The sequence below is a fragment of the Streptomyces sp. NPDC002886 genome, from assembly GCF_042888445.1.
Classification (GTDB): Bacteria; Actinomycetota; Actinomycetes; order Streptomycetales; family Streptomycetaceae; genus Streptomyces.
Genome location: NZ_JBIAPV010000002.1, coordinates 901,738 through 919,468, shown reverse-complemented (window position 1 = coordinate 919,468; position 17,731 = coordinate 901,738). Strand labels below are relative to the sequence as shown.

Annotated in this window: 12 protein-coding genes; 10 read left to right on the top strand and 2 right to left on the bottom strand. The window is 71.6% G+C overall.

What is annotated here, in order from left to right; translation table 11 throughout:
• The first annotated feature begins 34 nt into the window (after window positions 1-34).
• The 8 genes from ACFYYB_RS10365 to galE all read left to right on the top strand — a co-directional run bounded on the left by ACFYYB_RS10365 (window position 35) and on the right by galE (window position 11,871).
• Window positions 35-1,111 (top strand): hypothetical protein, encoded by a 1,077-nt coding sequence (locus tag ACFYYB_RS10365; protein ID WP_389434486.1) that lies wholly within the window; start codon window positions 35-37, stop codon window positions 1,109-1,111.
• Between the two features lie 144 nt (window positions 1,112-1,255).
• The gene (locus ACFYYB_RS10360) at window positions 1,256-2,047 is read left to right on the top strand and encodes a TIGR03936 family radical SAM-associated protein (RefSeq protein ID WP_327306774.1); all 792 of its coding nucleotides are present in this window, start codon (window positions 1,256-1,258) and stop codon (window positions 2,045-2,047) included.
• 246 nt (window positions 2,048-2,293) lie between these two features.
• A complete protein-coding gene (locus ACFYYB_RS10355) occupies window positions 2,294-6,409 on the top strand; it encodes a ribonuclease E/G (protein WP_389434484.1) in 4,116 nt (1,371 codons plus the stop codon).
• A gap of 419 nt (window positions 6,410-6,828) precedes the next feature.
• Window positions 6,829-7,149 (top strand): 50S ribosomal protein L21, encoded by a 321-nt coding sequence (rplU, locus tag ACFYYB_RS10350; protein ID WP_214950890.1) that lies wholly within the window; start codon window positions 6,829-6,831, stop codon window positions 7,147-7,149.
• Window positions 7,150-7,162: 13 nt separating this feature from the next.
• A complete protein-coding gene (rpmA, locus tag ACFYYB_RS10345) occupies window positions 7,163-7,417 on the top strand; it encodes a 50S ribosomal protein L27 (RefSeq protein ID WP_030013081.1) in 255 nt (84 codons plus the stop codon).
• 180 nt (window positions 7,418-7,597) lie between these two features.
• Window positions 7,598-9,040, top strand: a complete 1,443-nt coding sequence (gene obgE / locus ACFYYB_RS10340) for a GTPase ObgE (RefSeq protein ID WP_351437267.1) — start codon at window positions 7,598-7,600, stop codon at window positions 9,038-9,040.
• Between the two features lie 130 nt (window positions 9,041-9,170).
• A complete protein-coding gene (locus ACFYYB_RS10335) occupies window positions 9,171-10,793 on the top strand; it encodes a glycosyltransferase family 2 protein (protein WP_389434483.1) in 1,623 nt (540 codons plus the stop codon).
• Window positions 10,794-10,881: 88 nt separating this feature from the next.
• Window positions 10,882-11,871: a UDP-glucose 4-epimerase GalE gene (gene galE / locus ACFYYB_RS10330; RefSeq protein WP_389434482.1), complete on the top strand. Its 990-nt coding sequence runs from the start codon at window positions 10,882-10,884 to the stop codon at window positions 11,869-11,871.
• Between the two features lie 116 nt (window positions 11,872-11,987).
• On the opposite strand, the gene ACFYYB_RS10325 is transcribed toward galE, so the two are convergent.
• Together ACFYYB_RS10325 and ACFYYB_RS10320 are read right to left on the bottom strand one after the other, a co-directional pair.
• Window positions 11,988-13,193, bottom strand: coding sequence for a glycosyltransferase (locus ACFYYB_RS10325; protein WP_389434481.1), 1,206 nt, complete (start codon window positions 13,191-13,193; stop codon window positions 11,988-11,990).
• Window positions 13,190-16,069, bottom strand: a complete 2,880-nt coding sequence (locus tag ACFYYB_RS10320) for a CDP-glycerol glycerophosphotransferase family protein (protein ID WP_389434479.1) — start codon at window positions 16,067-16,069, stop codon at window positions 13,190-13,192. Before ACFYYB_RS10320 ends, ACFYYB_RS10325 begins: the two co-directional genes overlap by 4 nt.
• 156 nt (window positions 16,070-16,225) lie before the next feature.
• Between ACFYYB_RS10320 and ACFYYB_RS10315 the strand changes: the two genes are divergently transcribed.
• Both ACFYYB_RS10315 and ACFYYB_RS10310 read left to right on the top strand, forming a co-directional pair.
• Window positions 16,226-17,227 carry a glycosyltransferase family 2 protein gene (locus tag ACFYYB_RS10315; protein WP_389434478.1) on the top strand — a complete coding sequence of 334 codons (1,002 nt, stop codon included), beginning with the start codon at window positions 16,226-16,228 and terminating at the stop codon, window positions 17,225-17,227.
• The gene (locus ACFYYB_RS10310; protein ID WP_389434476.1) at window positions 17,227-17,697 is read left to right on the top strand and encodes a GtrA family protein; all 471 of its coding nucleotides are present in this window, start codon (window positions 17,227-17,229) and stop codon (window positions 17,695-17,697) included. The genes ACFYYB_RS10315 and ACFYYB_RS10310 overlap by 1 nt, the downstream gene beginning before the upstream one ends.
• Window positions 17,698-17,731: the final 34 nt, after the last annotated feature.

Genomic DNA, 17,731 nt, shown 5'->3' with positions numbered 1-17,731 from the left:
CAACGGCAGGGCCTCGCGCGGAGTCCTTATCTGCATGGAACTGGAAGAGGCGCGCGCACCCGGGGGAGAAGGCTGCCTCGTCGGAGTCGTACGGATCCCCGTGAAAGTCGTGGCGGTGCTGGTCGTGCTGCCCCTGCGGGTGGTCTGGGACCTGCTGGTCACCTTCGCGCGGATGCTGAACCGGAACGTCCTCGGGCCCCTGGGGCAGGGGGTGCGCTGGTTCTGCGAGCGGGCGGTGCTGCCGGTGCTGCGGGGGACCGGGTGGCTGATCGGGGCCCTGTTCAAGCTGCTCTTCTACTGGCCCTGGGTGGGTCTCTGGCGTTACGTCGTCCTCCCGGTGGGGCAGGCGGCGTACGCGTACCTGCTGCGGCCGGCCGGTGTGGGGCTCTGGCGGTACCTGCTGGTCCCGGTCTGGGAGTACGGGCTGCTGCCCGCCGGGCGGGGCATCGCCCGGCTGCTCGCGGGCGCGGTCCGGTACCTGCTCGTGCTGCCGGGCGGTGCGCTGTACCGGTACGTCCTCGCCCCCGTCGGGCACGGACTGCGGTGGCTGGCCCGGGGGTTCTCGGCGGGCGTGGCCTGGCTGGCGAAGGCCGTGTTCGTCTGGCCGTGGGTGGCGTTGTGGCGGTATCTCGTGCGGCCCGGGGTGAGCGTGGTCTGGCGGTATCTGCTCGCGCCGGCCGGGCGGGGGGTGTGGTCGTACCTGCTCGTGCCGCTCTGGAGGCTGGTCGTCGGGGCCTGGCACATCGCGGGGCGGGTGAGCCGGGCGCTGGGGCGCGGGCTGGTGTGGTTGTGGCGGTGGGGTGTGGTGCGGCCCGCCGGGTGGGTGCGCCGGCACGTGGTCACCCCCGTCGGGAACCTCCTGCGCGCCGGGTGGGACGTCGGCCGTCGCGCGGCCCGGGCGGTGCACCGGCAGGCCCTCGCTCCCGCCGGCCGTGCCGTCGGCGAGGTGTGGCGGGCCTCCCGCCTCGCGGTGCGCGAGGCGCGGGCCGACGTACGGCGGGCATTGTTCGGGGGGCCGCCCCGGGAACCGGCGAGGTCACAGGCGCGTACTCTGGGTAGTAACAGAGCCGCAGGCGACGCGCCCGCCCCCGAGATCTCCCTGCAGAAGTAGAGCAGGGGTGAGCCGGAGGGCACAGGCACGGCGTGGTCTGCAGGCCCCACAGACCTCAGGGCGACGCGCGAGCCGCGGAGCCCCGCACAAGGAGATGAACCACTGGGCAAGCGACAGCCCGAAGGCCCGCCTCCCGCACCGGTAGTGCAGCGCATCCGCCTGCGCTACACCAAGCGCGGCCGCCTCCGGTTCACCAGCCACCGGGACTTCCAGCGCGCCTTCGAGCGGGCACTGCGCCGCTCCGAGGTGCCCATGGCGTACTCGGCGGGCTTCACCCCGCACCCCCGCGTCTCGTACGCGAACGCCGCCCCGACCGGGACCGGCAGCGAGGCCGAGTACCTGGAGATCGCCCTCGCCGAGCCCCGCGACCCCGCGGTCCTGCGCGAGCTGCTCGACGAGTCGATGCCGGTCGGCCTCGACATCATCGACGCCGTGGAGGCGCGCACCTCCGGTCTCGCCGACCGGCTGACGGCCTCCGTGTGGGAGCTGCGCCTCGACGGCGTGGAGCCCGGCGACGCGGAGAAGGCGGTCGAGGCCTTCCTCGCGGCCGAGGCCGTGGAGGTCCAGCGCCGCACCAAGAACGGCATGCGGACCTTCGACACGCGGGGCGCCGTGGTCGGTCTGGAAGTGGTTCCCGTTACGGCGACCGCCGAGGCTGATAGGCCCCTGGACAATGCTTGTGCGATACTGCGGCTGGTTGTTCGGCATTTGACACCTGCCGTTCGACCCGACGACGTCCTGTCCGGTCTCCGAGCTGTGGCCGACCTAACGCCGCCGGTCCCCGCTGCGGTGACCAGGCTGGCGCAGGGGCTCTTCGACGAGGAGTCCGGCACGGTGACCGACCCGCTCGCGCCCGACCGCGAGGCTGTCACGACCGCCCCACCCACGGCGGCCGTAACCGCCGACGCGAAGGCGCCGGAAGGTCCCGCCGCGTAAGGATCGTCGTCGTCGCGCAGCCCTGGGACTCGGGAGCCACCTGGGTCGGGCCGCGCACAGACAGACCTGAAGACTTGAAGACTTCCGCCAGGCCGTACGGACTTTCGCGTACGGAACCGGCGGCCATTGAACTGAGCTCCCGTGTGGCGAACGCGCCCCGGAGGCCGGCTCCGCGCTCATTACGCGGAGCCGTGCCGGACCGGACGTCAGCCGCGGCGCCCGGGAGCGTGACGGGAGAAACCCCGCATGCTCAACAACGAAAACGACACCACCGCCACCAACGGTGCCGCCGACAGTGGCAGTCCGAGCGACAACCTGCCGCCGCGCAGGCGCCGGCGTGCCGCGTCCCGCCCGGCGGGCCCGCCCGGCGGTGCCGTAGCCGCCGCCGAGGCCGCTCCCGCGCCCGTGGTGGCCGCGGTTCCCGCCGAGGAGGCCGCTCCGGCCGCCGCCCCCGCCCGTACCCGTCGCCGTGCGACCCGCGCCGTGACCGCTCCCGAGGCGCCCGCCGCCGAAGCCGTGGTCGAGGCCCCCGCGGCAGCCCCGGCGGCCGCGGCCGCTCCGGTCGCTCCCGTCGCCGATGAGCCCGCCGCTCCGGCGCCGCGTGCCCGTCGCCGTGCGACCCGTGCGTCCACCGCTCCCGAGGCGCCCGCCGCCGAGGTCACCGAGCCCGTCGCGGCGGCTCCGGCCGCTCCGGTCGTCGAGGAGCCGGCTGCTCCGGCCCCGCGTGCCCGTCGCCGTGCGACCCGCGCCGTGACCGCCCCCGAGGCGCCCGCCGCCGAAGCCGTGGCCGAGGCCCCCGTGGCGGCTCCGACCGCTCCGGTCGTCGAGGAGCCGGCCGCTCCGGCGCCGCGTGCCCGTCGCCGTGCGACCCGCGCCGTGACCGCTCCCGAGGCGCCCGCCGCCGAAGCCGTGGTCGCCCCAGTCGTCGAGGCTCCCGTCGCCGCCCCGGCGGCTCCGGCCGCTCCGGTCGTCGAGGAGGCCGCTGCCCCCGCGCCGCGTGCCCGTCGCCGTGCCACTCGCGCCGTGACCGCTCCCGAGGCGCCCGCCGCCGAAGCCGCCGTCGCCCCCGAGCCCGTCGTGGCCGAGGCTCCGGCCGCCGCCCCCGCCAAGGCCACCGTCACCGTGGCCGACGCCGTGGACTCCCCGAAGCGCGGCGGCCGCCGCCGCGCCACCCGTTCCACCACCGCCCCGGCCGCCGCCGCGCAGCCGGTGGCTCCCGCCGCCGAGGCCCCGGCCGCCGAGGCTCCGGCCCGCGGCCGCCGCGCCGGGCGTCCGGCCGTCGCCGTGTTCCAGGCCCCGGTGTTCGCCGAGCCGATGTTCCAGACCCCGGAGACCGCGGCCATGATGGCCGCGGCCGCCGCTGCCGCCGCCCCGGCCGAGGAGGTCGAGGAGGAGGAGTTCGACCTCGTCGAAGCCGAGGTCGAGGTCGAGGCCGCTCCGGCCCCGCAGCCGGCCGGCCGTCGCCGCCGCCGTGGCCGTGGCGCCGCGGCCGAGACCGCCGCTCCGGCGCCCGTGGCCCCGGCCGCCGCCGCGCCGGCCGGCCCGGTCACGCTGGCCGACGTAGAGCTGGTCGAGGAAGAGGCCGAGACCGAGGCGTACGAGGACGAGAACGACGAGTCGGGCGACCGCCCGTCGCGCCGTCGTCGCCGCGGAGGCCGTCGCCGCCGTCGCGGTGAGGCCGCCGACCTCGACGAGTCCGCCGAGGAAGAGTCCGAGACCGAGTCCGCCGAAGAGGGGGACGCCGAGGACACCGACGAGGCCGAGGACGACGAGGAGAACGGCGCCCTCGGCTCCAGCTCCAGCCGTCGTCGCCGGCGTCGTCGCCGTCGCAGCGGTGACGGTGGCACGGACGCCGACGCGGCCGAGGACGACGGTGTGCGCACGGTCGTCAAGGTCCGCGAGCCGCGCCCGGCGCGCGAGCGCTCCGAGTCCGTCGCCGGCTCCGGCTCCACCTCCTCCGACGAGGTCCAGTCCATCAAGGGCTCGACCCGCCTGGAGGCCAAGAAGCAGCGCCGCCGCGAGGGTCGCGAGCAGGGCCGCCGCCGCGTTCCGATCATCACCGAGGCCGAGTTCCTGGCCCGCCGCGAGGCCGTCGAGCGCGTCATGGTCGTCCGTCAGTCGGGCGAGCGCACCCAGATCGGTGTCCTCGAGGACAACGTGCTCGTCGAGCACTACGTCAACAAGGAAGAAGCCACCTCGTACGTCGGCAACGTCTACCTGGGCAAGGTCCAGAACGTGCTGCCGTCCATGGAGGCCGCCTTCATCGACATCGGCAAGGGCCGCAACGCGGTCCTGTACGCCGGTGAGGTCAACTTCGAGGCGCTCGGCATGGCCAACGGGCCGCGCCGCATCGAGGCCGCCCTCAAGTCCGGCCAGTCGGTCCTGGTGCAGGTCACCAAGGACCCGATCGGCCACAAGGGCGCCCGCCTGACCAGCCAGGTCTCGCTGCCCGGCCGCTACCTGGTCTACGTGCCCGAGGGCTCGATGACCGGCATCAGCCGCAAGCTGCCCGACACCGAGCGCGCGCGTCTGAAGACCATCCTCAAGAAGATCGTCCCCGAGGACGCGGGCGTCATCGTGCGCACCGCCGCCGAGGGTGCGAGCGAGGACGAGCTGCGTCGCGACGTCGAGCGCCTGCAGGCTCAGTGGGAGGACATCCAGAAGAAGTCGAAGCAGATCTCGACCTCTTCGCCGAGCCTCCTGTACGGCGAGCCGGACATGACCGTCCGCGTCGTGCGCGACATCTTCAACGAGGACTTCACCAAGGTCATCGTCAGCGGTGACACCGCCTGGGAGACCATCCACGGCTACGTGAACCACGTGGCCCCGGACCTGGCCGACCGGCTGAAGCGCTGGACCTCCGAGGTCGACGTCTTCGCGACGTACCGGATCGACGAGCAGCTCGCCAAGGCGCTCGACCGCAAGGTGTGGCTGCCCTCGGGCGGTTCCCTCGTGATCGACAAGACCGAAGCGATGATCGTCATCGACGTCAACACCGGCAAGTTCACCGGTCAGGGCGGCAACCTCGAGGAGACCGTCACCAGGAACAACCTGGAGGCGGCCGAGGAGATCGTGCGTCAGCTGCGGCTGCGCGACCTCGGCGGCATCGTGGTCATCGACTTCATCGACATGGTCCTGGAGTCCAACCGCGACCTGGTCCTGCGGCGCATGCTGGAGTGCCTGGGCCGTGACCGCACCAAGCACCAGGTCGCCGAGGTGACCTCGCTGGGTCTGGTCCAGATGACCCGCAAGCGCGTGGGCCAGGGTCTGCTGGAGTCCTTCTCCGAGACCTGCGTCCACTGCAACGGCCGCGGCGTCATCGTGCACATGGAGACCCCGACCGTGGTCGGCGGCGGTGGCAACGGCAAGCGTTCCAAGCGTCGCGGTGGCCAGGGCGGGCACGAGCACGACCACGAGATCGATGGCGTGGAGACCGCCGAAGGCGATGTCTACGAGATCGAGACCGAGGCGGAGCTGGCTGCCGAGGTCGCCGCTCCCGTGGCACTGCCCGAGCCCTCCTTCGTCGCCGACGAGGAGCTCTACAGCAGCCCGGCCGAGGCCGAGGCCGCTGCCGGAGGAGTGAGCGGACGCCGCAACCGCCGCCGCGCCACCCGCAAGGCGACCGCTCCGGCGGGCGCCCCGCGCGGTACGGCGACGGACCGCGCCCCGGCGGCTCCGGCCCCGGTGGCCGAGCCCGAGCCGGTGGTCGAGGCCGAGGCGGAGCTCGTCGAGGTCGTCGAGGCGCCGGAGCCCGAGGCCGTCGTCGAGGTCGTCGAGGCGGCCGTCGCGGAGGAGGCCCCCAAGGGCCGCACCCGTCGCCGTGCCACCCGTAAGGCGACCGCTCCGGCGGGCGCCCCGGCCGAGGCGGTCCAGGCCCCGGAGCCGGTCGTCGAGGCCCCCGTGGCCGCGCCGGAGCCCGAGCCCGAGGTCGTCGTCGAGGCCGCACCGGCCGTCGTCGAGCCCCCGGCCGAGGCCGTCGAGGCCGCGCCGGCCCGTCCGCGTCGCCGTGCCACCCGTAAGGCCACCGCTCCGGCCGGTTCCCCGGCGGGCGCGGAGGCGGCCGTACTGGTCGTCGAGGCCCCGGTGGAGGCGCCCGTCGAGGCTGAGACCGTCGTGGAGGAGGCCGCCCCGGCGGCTCCCGCCAAGAAGGCGGTCCGCAAGACGGCCGCCAAGAAGACGGCCACGACCGCGGCGAAGAAGGCCCCCGCCAAGAAGGCGGCGGCCGTGAAGAAGACGGCGGCCAAGAAGACGACGACCGCCAAGACGGCCGCGAAGAAGACGGTCGCGAAGCGGGCGACGAAGAAGACCGCGGCGGCCGAGCAGCAGACTCTGCCCTCCGTCTCGGCTCCGACCGAAGGCTGATCGGCCGATCCGCGGATCCCGCTCCACCGGCCCCCGCCCGGCACCCCTGGTGCCGGGCGGGGGCTTTTGGCCGTCAGGACGGCAGGGAGCGCGCTCCCTGCCCTGCGGGGCGACGGCGGACCCCGGCCGTCCGGATCGGCCGGCGGGAGCCGTGCGGGGCGTCAGCGGCACCGTACGGCCCTCGCGGCAGGCCCCGTCGCGTGCCCGGCGGCCGTCTCCGAGGCCCCGCGGGACCCCGGTTTGACCCCTCCGACCGGGCCCCGTAACCTAGGTCGCTGGCGTGTCTATGCACACGCCAATCCACTGAGCACCTCACCTCCCGGACCGCCTCGCGGCTGGATCGGGGGAGGCCGGCCTGCGGTTGACGCGGGGCCGGCTGGCTTCAGGGGTTCCCGAACTCGAGTGAGAGAGAGATCCGCGTGTACGCCATCGTGCGCAGCGGTGGTCGCCAGCACAAGGTTGCTGTCGGCGACATCGTTGAAGTTGACAAGATTCCCACTGCCAAGGTTGGCGACACGGTCGAGCTCTCGACCCTGCTCGTTGTCGACGGCGAAGCCGTAACCAGCGACCCGTGGGTCCTGGCCGGCATCAAGGTCCAGGCCGAGATCGTGGACCACCACAAGGGTGCCAAGATCGACATCCTTCGGTACAAGAACAAGACCGGCTACCGCCGTCGCCAGGGTCACCGCCAGCAGTACACGGCGATCAAGGTCACCGGTATCCCCGCGGCTGCGAAGTAAGAGGGACTGAGACATGGCACACAAGAAGGGCGCATCGTCCACCCGGAACGGGCGCGATTCCAACGCTCAGCGGCTCGGCGTGAAGCGCTTCGGCGGTCAGGTCGTTTCCGCTGGTGAGATCCTCGTCCGCCAGCGCGGCACCCACTTCCACCCGGGTTCGGGTGTCGGTCGTGGTGGCGACGACACGCTGTTCGCGCTGCAGGCCGGTTCGGTCGAGTTCGGCACGCACCGTGGCCGCAAGGTCGTCAACATCGTTCCGGCTGCCTGATTTCAGCTTCTGCTGAATCGGTAGTCCGAAGCATCCCGAGGGCGGATCTCAACTCTTCCCGGCGTCAGCCGGGAAGAGAGGTCCGCCCTCGGCGCGTTGTCACATAGACACGTTTAATGGGTAGCAAGGCCTACCCCCCGGGCTTTCCGGGATATTCCCGCTGTATCTGGAGGAACAACCATGACCACCTTCGTGGACCGCGTCGAGCTGCACGTCGCCGCGGGTAACGGGGGCCACGGCTGCGCCTCCGTTCACCGGGAGAAGTTCAAGCCGCTCGGCGGCCCCGATGGCGGCAACGGCGGCCGTGGCGGCGACGTCATCCTGGTGGTCGAGCAGTCGATCACCACCCTGCTGGAGTACCACCACAGCCCCCACCGCAAGGCCACCAACGGCCAGCCCGGCGCGGGCGACAACCGTTCCGGCAAGGACGGCCAGGACATCATCCTGCCCGTGCCGGACGGCACCGTCGTCCTCGACAAGGAGGGCAACGTCCTCGCCGACCTCGTCGGCCAGGGCACCACCTACGTGGCCGCCGAGGGCGGCCGCGGCGGCCTCGGCAACGCGGCGCTCTCCTCCGCGCGCCGCAAGGCGCCCGGCTTCGCGCTCCTCGGCGTACCCGGCACCGGCGGCGACGTCGTCCTGGAGCTCAAGACCGTCGCCGACGTGGCGCTGGTCGGCTTCCCGAGCGCCGGCAAGTCCTCGCTGATCTCGGTGCTCTCCGCGGCCAAGCCGAAGATCGCCGACTACCCCTTCACCACCCTCGTCCCGAACCTGGGCGTCGTCACCGCCGGCTCGACGGTCTACACGATCGCCGACGTCCCGGGCCTCATCCCCGGCGCCAGCCAGGGCAAGGGCCTCGGCCTGGAGTTCCTGCGCCACGTCGAGCGCTGCTCGATCCTCGTGCACGTCCTGGACACCGCCACCCTGGAGTCCGACCGCGACCCGCTGGCCGACCTCGACGCGATCGAGGAGGAGCTGAAGCTCTACGGCGGCGGCCTGGAGAAGCGTCCGCGCCTCGTCGTCCTCAACAAGGTCGACATCCCCGATGGCAAGGACCTCGCCGACATCGTCCGGCCGGACCTGGAGGCCCGCGGCTACAAGGTTTTCGAAGTCTCCGCCGTCGACCGTACGGGCCTGAAGGAGCTGTCCTACTTCCTGGCCGAGGTCATCGCGAAGTTCCGCGCCCGCAAGCCGAAGGAGGAGGCGACCCGCATCGTCATCCGCCCGAAGGCCGTGGACGACTCGGGCTTCACCATCACCTACGACGAGGCCGAGGACGTGTACCGCGTGCGCGGCGAGAAGCCGGAGCGCTGGGTCCGCCAGACCGACTTCAACATCGACGAGGCCGTCGGCTACCTCGCCGACCGCCTCAACCGCCTCGGCGTCGAGGCGGCGCTGAAGAAGGCCGGTGCCCGTGCGGGTGACGGCGTCGCCATCGGTTCCGACGACAACGCGGTCGTCTTCGACTGGGAGCCGACGATGATGGCCGGCGCCGAGATGCTGGGCCGCCGCGGTGAGGACCACCGTCTGGAGGCGCCGCGTCCGGCGACCACGCGCCGCAAGGAGAAGGAAGCCGAGCGGGATTCCGCCCAGAAGGAGTACGACGAGTTCCGTCCCTTCTGATCCGGCCGTGACCTGTGACGGCAGCCGGAGCTCCGGCCGCCGTCACAGGCGCGTCACAGGATTCCGTTTATCCCCCGTTCGAGTGGCCCGTCTTAAGGTGATGTTTACCCAGGTGGCCTAGGATCCACGGGTGACGAGCATCCATTCCCCCACAGTTGCCGTCGTCGTGATCGCGTACAACGATGCCGAGCTCGTCGGTCAGGCCGTTTCCTCGGCTCTCGCCCAGGGTCCGGTCGTCGCCGAGGTCATCGCGGTCAACGATGCGTCGAGCGACGGCACCGCCCAGGTGCTGGACGAGCTGGCGGCCCGCCACTCCCGCGTGAATGTCGTGCACCGCACGGAGAACAGCGGGGGCTGCGGCACCCCCCGCAACGACGGCATCGCGGTCGCGACCGCCCCGTACGTCATGTTCCTGGACAGCGACGACGTCCTGCCCCCGGGGGCGATCGACGCCCTCGTGCGCGCGGCCGGGGAGCACCGGTCGCCGGTCACCGTCGGCGCCTGCGTCCGCCGTGAACTGCCCGAGAGCCGTGACGTGCCCTGGGTGCCCGGCCTGTACACGCCGGGCGAGGTCATCGAGAGTCCCGCGGACCGGCCGGAGCTGGTCCGCGACACGCTCTGCGTCAACAAGCTGTACGAGCGGGCCTTCCTGGACATGTACGGGATCCGTTTCCCGGACGGCCGGTTCATCTACGAGGACTTCGTGTTCACCGCCCGCGTCCTGGCGGCCCGCCCCCGCATCGCGGTGATCGGCGACCGCGTCTACGTGTGGCACGTGCGCCGCAACGCCGCCCAGGTGTCCATCTCCCTGGACCGCAAGGACGTCGGCAACTGGCGCGCCCGTGTGGAGGCCCACCGGGTGGCCTCCGGCCTCATGGCCGCTTCCTCGCCCGAGCTGGGGCGGGCCTGCCAGGTCAAGTTCCTGGAGTACGACCTGCGCATGTACCTGCGCGAGCTCGGCCAGGACCCCGAGTACCAGGCCGCCTGGTGGACGCTGACCCGTGACTACGTCGCCGGGTTCTCCGACGCCGACATCGAGGCCGCCGGGGCGCATGCCCGCTGGATCGTCCGCGTGCTGCGCGCCACCGAGGCGCCGCCCGCCCCGGCCGACCTGCGGCGGCTGACCCGCTTCGCCGCCGACCCGCCCCGCCTGCTGCCCCCGTACGCGACCGGCCCCTCCGGGGCGCCGGTGTGGAGCGACGCGCTGCCGGTGGAGCTGGACGGGCTCGACAAGCTGCGGACGGCGGAGCTGCCCGTCACCATCGACGCCGAGCCCAGCGGCTTCGCCGGGCTCCGGATCCGGGTGCACGACCTGTACGGACGGCTCGCCGCGGCCGGCCCGCGCACCGTCCAGCTGCGCTTCCAGCCCCGGGGCGACCTGGGCGAGCTTCTGGTCGCCGAGCCGGTGGCGCTCGTGCCCACCGCGGACGGCGACGGATGGACCGCGGAGCTGCCCTTCCGGCTCACCACGCTGGCGAGCCTCGGGCGGGGCGAGGGCCGACGGGGCCTGCAGGCGTGGGACGTGAAGCTGAACGTGGAGTGCGCGGACGGGAGCTCCGTGCTCACCTCCCCGCGCCCCCTGCGCCGCCTGCTCCACCGGCGGGTGCTGCCCAGCAGCCGGTACGGTGTGCTGTTGGCGCAGCCGTACCGCACCACGGGGGGATCCCTGGCGCTGCGGCTCGCGCCCGGTGCCGCGGGCGTCGTGAGCCTGGCCCGCCACCGGTTCAACCGGGCGCGGATAGTCCGCGGCTAGCGCGAGATCCGAGCCGTACCGGCGGCCGGGACGGGAAACCGGACGGATGGCCGGACGACAAGCACGAAAGAGACCTAGGGAGACACGCATGACGTTTCTGATCACTGGTGGTGCCGGTTACATCGGGGCGCACGTCGTCCGCGCGATGCTGCTTGCGGGTGAGGAGGTCGTGGTGCTGGACGACCTCTCCACCGGCAACGCCGACCGCGTCCCGGAGGGCGTCCCGCTGGTGGTCGGATCCGTGCTCGACCGGCAGGTCCTCGACGAGACCTTCGCCCGGCACCGGATCACCGGCGTGGTCCACCTGGCGGGCAAGAAGCAGGTCGGCGAGTCGGTGCAGAAGCCGCTGCACTACTACGAGGAGAACGTGGGCGGCCTCACCGTCCTGCTCCAGGCCGTGGCGGCCGCGGGCGTGCGCAACTTCCTCTTCTCCTCCTCCGCCTCCGTGTACGGGATGCCGGACGTGGACCTCGTCACCGAGGACACCCCGTGCCTGCCGCTGAGCCCGTACGGCGAGACGAAGCTGGCGGGTGAATGGCTGGTCCGCGCCGCGGGCAAGGCCCACGGCATCTCCACCGCCTGCCTGCGCTACTTCAACGTGGCGGGCGCCGCGGCTCCCGAGCTGGCCGACACCGGGGTCTTCAACCTGGTCCCGATGATCTTCGAGCGGTTCGGCAAGGGCGAGGGGGCCCGGATCTTCGGCGACGACTACGCCACCCCGGACGGCACTTGCATCCGTGACTACATCCACGTAGCCGACCTCGCGGAGGCCCACGTGGTGGCCGCCCGCAAGCTCGTCGAATGGGGCGCGCAGGGCGAGTACAAGGACCTCACCGTCAACATCGGCCGGGGCGAGGGCGTTTCCGTCCGCGAGATGGTCGAGCTGGTCAACGAGGCCACCGGGCACACCGATCCCGCCTACGCGCCCGTGGTCTCCCCGCGCCGCGCCGGCGACCCGGCGAAGGTCGTCGCCTCCGCCGACCGGATCTCGTCGGAGCTGGGCTGGAAGGCGCGCCACGACGTGCGCGAGATGATCACCTCGGCCTGGGAGGGCTGGGAGGCCCACCGCAAGGCCTGAGGCCCGTAGCGCGCACTGCGCGGCCCGTAGAGCGTACGAAGAAGCCGCCCGTCCCGGTCGATTCCGGGGCGGGCGGCTTCGTACGCGCGTGGAGCGTCGGGCTCAGTCCGCGGGACTCAGCGCTCCAGGAAGGAGAACAGCTCCTCCCACCGGTCGGTGATCTCGACGCTGGAGTACCGCTGCACGTTGTGGAAGGCGGCGTCGCCGAGCCGGTCGCGCAGTTCGCGGTCGGCCATCAGCCGTTCCAGCTGTCCGGCCAGCTCTATCGTGTTGCCCAGCCGGGCCAGCAGCCCGTCCTCGCCGTGCGTCACGATCTCCCGGACACCCGGCGCGCAGTCGAAGGCGGCCACCGGCACACCGGCGGCCATGGCTTCCAGCAGCGTGATCGGGAACCCCTCGGCGCGCGAGGCCTGAGCGAAGACGGAGGCCCCGTTCAGCGCGCCCAGCACGTCGCTGGTGCTGCCCATCCACTCCACGGAGTCGTCCAGGCCGAGCCCGGTGGCGTGCGCCCGCAGGGTCGCCTCCTCCAGGCCGGCCCCGTAGATCCGCAGGACCCAGTCGGGGTGGTGCGGGGAGACGTCGGCCCACGCGTCGAGCAGCAGGTCCATGCCCTTCTCGAAGGCGAGGCGGCCGACGCTCGCCACGACCTTCTCGGTGCGCGGGGCGGGGGCGGCGGGCATGAACGGCAGCGGGTTCGGCATGCTGGAGACGTTCTCCATGCCCGAGCGGATCCAGAGGTCCGAGTCCTCGGGGGTCAGCACGAGCATGCGGTCGACCTCCCGGTAGTACCGGCGGACCCGCTGGCCCCTGGAGGATCGGTTGCTCGCCTCGAAGGACTCGTGGCTCATGCCGATCACCGTGCACTGCTTGGTGTCGGCGAGGGCCACCCACTCCATCGCCCAGATCTGGGTGACGATCACCACGGCGCCGGGGCGGGCCGCGCGCAGCAGCTCGCCCAGCTGGTCCGCCTTGGCCTGCATCTTCGCCCGGCGGGCCGCCTGGCGGCGGCGTTCGGGCGCGTTGAGCCGGCCCTTGATGCCGTGCAGGCTGCGCGCCGCCGGCGGACGGGCGTCGTACAGCGTGGTCACCGCGTAGGGGAGGTCCGCCGGAAGGTGCTGGCGGATCTCCTCGTCGACGGGGGTGATGCCGACGATGTGGACCCGGTGACCGCGCTCGGTGAACAGCCGGGCCATCTGGTGCGACCAAGTGGTCACGCCGCCGAGTTCGTCCACGCTGTTGGAGACGAGGAAGATGTCACGACCGCCGGCGGCTCCGTCCGGGGCCTCCGGCGTCTCCTGGGCGGTGGAAGTCTGCTGGCTCACTTGCCGCTCCTGGTGAAGAACTTCTCGACGATCTGCCGGGCCGCGTCCCCGCGGTCGTACTCGCCGAACTCGGCGAGGAAACGCTGGCGCGCCTCGGCGTACTTGGCATCCGCCTCGTCGAAGGCGGCGAGGGCCTGGAGCAGCTCGTCCGCGGTGGCGACCACCGGGCCCGGTGCCTTCTCCTTGAGGTCGAAGTACGTGCCGCGGATGTCGTTCGCGTACTTCTCGTAGTCGTACGCGAAGAACAGCATCGGCCGGTCCAGGACCGCGTAGTCGAACATCACGGACGAGTAGTCCGTGATCAGCCCGTCCGCGAGCGCCAGCAGCGGAGTGATGTCGTGGTGCTTGGACACGTCGATGACGCGGCCCGCGACCGACGGCGGCAGCGTGACGCTGTTGAGGTAGTGGGTGCGCACCAGCAGCGTGAAGCGGTCACCGAGCCGGTCGGCGAACTCCTCCACGTCGAAGGGGAACTCGAAGCCCTCCACCGTGCCGTCCGCGCTCGCCCGGAAGGTCGGCGCGTACAGCAGCACCTTCTTCTCCGGGTCGATCCCGAACTCGCCGGCCAGGGGTCCGCGGACCCGCTCGCCGCTCTGCGCCTCGGAGCGGTGGGCCGCGACCAGGGCGTCGTTGCGCGGGTAGCCCGTGCGCAGCAGCACCTCGTCACGCAGCCGGAAGCCCTTGGCGAGGGTGCGGGCGTCGTGCTCGGACCGGATCAGGAAGTGGTCGAAGCGGTCGACGGCCTCCTGGAAGCGGTCCTGGCCCGCACGGTCCTGCGCCTTGGTGCGGGGCTCGTGGAAGCCCATCCGCTTGAGGGCCGAGCCGTGCCAGGTCTGGATGTACGTGGTCCCCGGGCGCTTGGCCAGCGCCAGCGGGAAGCCCTGGTTGTCGACCCAGTACTCGGCCTGGGCCAGCGCCCGCAGGTAGGCCCAGCTCCAGCGCCGCACCAGGGTGGCGTCCTTGGGGAAGCCCGTGGACTTGCCGCCCGCGTGCGACCAGATCGCCTCGAACTGCACGCCGGAGCGCACCAGCTCCTCGTAGATCGCCTTCGGGCTGTCGCTGTACTGCTTGCCCATGTGGCTCTCGAAGACGATCGTGCCCTTCTTGATGGGCAGCTTCGAGAAGACCTCGTGGTAGACCTTGACCTTCTGCTCGCCCGAGCCCATGTTGCGGCGGGCCCGCAGGGCCTTGCGCAGGCTCCGCTTGACCACGCCGGCGGCCTTGCCGTGCATCGCGCCGTCGATCAGCGCCTGGGTGCGCACGGCGGCGGCGCCCTCGGCGGTCAGGACGTAGGAGAGGTTGCCCTTCTTGGTCATCTCCGGCGCGAAGCGGTCGGAGACCAGCCGGGTCAGCCTCGGGCGCACGCGCAGCCGGGCCGCCTTCTCCAGGTCGACCCCGCCGACGGAGACGCGGGTGGTGAGCCGGTCCTTGCCGACCGTCAGCTTCAGGCGTACGTCCCAGACCGCGTCGATGATGCCGAGCGGGCGGATGGTGCCGCGGATGTCGGCCGTGGTCTTCCACTCGATCGTGTCCCCGGCGTGGCGCACGTCGGCCACCGGGAAGCTGAAGGAACGGACGCCGATCTGCCGGCGGGCGCGGAACTCCAGCGTGGCCTTCAGGTCCGCGTCGGGGCGGATCCGCCCCAGCGGGTTCACGATGGCGCCCGACATGGTGACCGTGCCGCGGCCGTCGTCCTCGTACGAGCTGAGGCGGTTGCCCAGCGCGAGGGAGGAGAGCGGCGCACCGGCGTAGGACTGGTTGGTGACGTCCAGTATCCGGCGGGCCTCGTCCGCGTCGGGACCGTCGATGTGCCGGTCGCACCAGTACACGCGCCCGTCGCGCTCGGCGAGCGGGGAGGTGAGCCGGCCGTGGTTGGTCATGGCGTCGGCGGCGAGCAGGAGGTTGTCCCAGTCCTCCTTGCCGAGCAGGTAGGCGCAGATGGCCTGGATGTTGCTGACGTTGTCGTACGCGGCCGGGTCGATGCCGGCCAGGTAGCCGTTGGCGAGCCGGGCGAACTCCTGGCGGTACGCGTCGTCGAGCAGCGGCAGGTCGCGCAGGTGGAGCACCAGGTCGTGCTTGAGGAACTTGGCGTCCTTCGCGGACTTGATCTCCGCGTGGCCCTTGGACGCCAGCAGTTCGTCGACGCGGCGGTGGATCTCCATCCGGTGGACGAAGTTCTCGATCTCGTGGCGCCGGTTGCTGATCGACTTCGCCGAGGCGCTCTCCTGCACGTTCCAGTAGTAGACGTGGTTGGGGATGAGCGTGATGCGGCCGGCGGCGACGTAGGCCTGCGCGGAGAAGAGCAGGTCCTCGTAGTGGATGCCGACCGGGAACTCCAGGCCCTGCTCCAGCAGGAACGCGCGCCGGTAGCACTTGTTCGTGGAGAGGGTGTCGTAGACCAGCAGGTCCGGGTACTCGGTGATCGACTCCAGCGTGCGGGTGCGCGCGTAGATCCACGGGTACCACTCGGTGGTCTTGCCCGAACGGCTGTCGAGGTGGACCCGGACGCACATGCCGGAGACCAGGTCGGACCCGGTCCGCACGGCGGCGTCCAGCATGTTGCGGCAGGCATTGCGTTCCAGCACGTCGTCGCTGTCCAGGAACATGACGTAGGTGCCGGTGGCTTGCTGGATGCCGTGATTGCGCGGGGCGCCGCAGCCCCCGCTGTTCTCCGGCAGCCGGAAGGCGCGCACCCTCCCCGGATGCGCGGTTTCGAGCTTCTGGGCGACCGCGTAGGACCCGTCCTTGCTGCAGTCGTCCACGATCACGACCTCGACCCCGTGCAGGGTCTGGTCCAAAACCGACTGGACGGCTGCCGGGAGACGCTCTGCGTCGTTGTAGACGATGACGACCACGGAGACGTCAGGCACGTGCACCTCGATCCCTCTGTTTCATTGCGTTTATCCCGTCAAAGCTACCCTGTGCCGCACTCGTGCCCGGCAGGGCGGCCACCGCCGTGCATACTTCTAACGAAGAGGTGAGTGGCAGGTCCGGTCGCCGTAAATCACCCGTTCGGACCGCAGGAAGTGTGCATGAAGCTGTCTGTAGTAGTCCCTTGCTACAACGAAGAAGCCGTCATCGACAGCTTCGACACGGAGATTCGCAAGGTCCTGGACGCGCTGCCCGTCGAGTACGAGGTGTGCTACGTCGACGACGGTAGCCGTGACGGAACCCTCGGCAAACTCCGCAAGATCGCGGCGCAGTACTCCGACCAGACCCGCTACGTCTCCTTCAGCCGCAACTTCGGCAAGGAGGCGGGCATGCTCGCCGGCCTGCGCGAGGCGACCGGCGACGCGGTGGTCATCATGGACGCGGACCTCCAGCACCCGCCGGAGCTCATCGCCACCATGCTCGACTACTACCGGCTGGGCCATGACCAGATCATCGCCCGCCGCACCCGTGAAGGGGACAAGAAGGTCCGCACGGCGCTGAGCCGCCTCTACTACCGGGGCATCAACCGCTGGGTCGACGTGGAGCTCACCGACGGCGTCGGCGACTTCCGGCTGCTGTCCCGCCCGGCCGTGGACGCGCTGCTGTCGCTGCCCGAGTACAACCGCTTCTCCAAGGGCCTCTTCTCCTGGATCGGTTTCGACACGGTCCACTTCGACTACCGCAACGCGCAGCGCGAGGCCGGTGAGACGAAGTGGAAGTTCGGCGCCCTGCTGAACTACGGCATGGACGGGCTCATCTCCTTCAACAACCGGCCGCTGCGCATCGGCATCTGGTCGGGCGTGTCGCTGGTGGCCCTGACGGTGCTCTACGCCCTGTTCATCGCCGTCATGGCGATGACCAACGGGGTGGAGTCCCCGGGTTACGTCACGATCGTCGCGCTCATCGCTGGCCTGGGCGGCGTTCAGATGATCATGCTGGGCCTGATCGGCGAGTACATCGGCCGCATCTACTACGAGACCAAGCGCAGGCCGCACTTCCTGGTCAAGGAGGCGCACGGCGCCGACCGGACGGCCGGCCCCACGGACGCCCGGGACGCGCTGCGGCCCGAGGCGCAGGCCGTGATCGCGGAGCGAAGCAACTGATGTCACACACGACGGACGGGCAGGTGGACGCGCGACCTGCCGCCGACCGGAAGGCCAAGCTGGGCCAGATCATCCGGTTCGGCCTGGTCGGCGGGGTCAACACCGGGACCTTCTTCCTCCTCTACCTGGCCCTGCACCCGTGGATGCCGTACTTCGCCGCGTACTCCCTCGCCTTCGTGCTGGCGATGGTCGGCTCGTTCTTCATGAACACCTACTTCACCTACCGGACCCGGCCGACCTGGAAGAAGTTCCTGCTCTTCCCGCTGACCAACATCACGAACTACGTGATCCAGTCCGCGGGCCTCTACGCCCTGGTGACCTGGGCCGGCATGAACACCAAGATCGCGCCGCTCGTCGCGGCCGTCGTGGCCATCCCCTTCACCTTCGTGCTCTCCCGCAAGATCCTCATTCCGGGGACCGCCGGAGCGGCCGGGGAGCCGGAGCAGACCCACAGGGCGTCCACGGTCTGAAACCGGAGGGCGTCCCGGCCGGGGCACCCCGTAG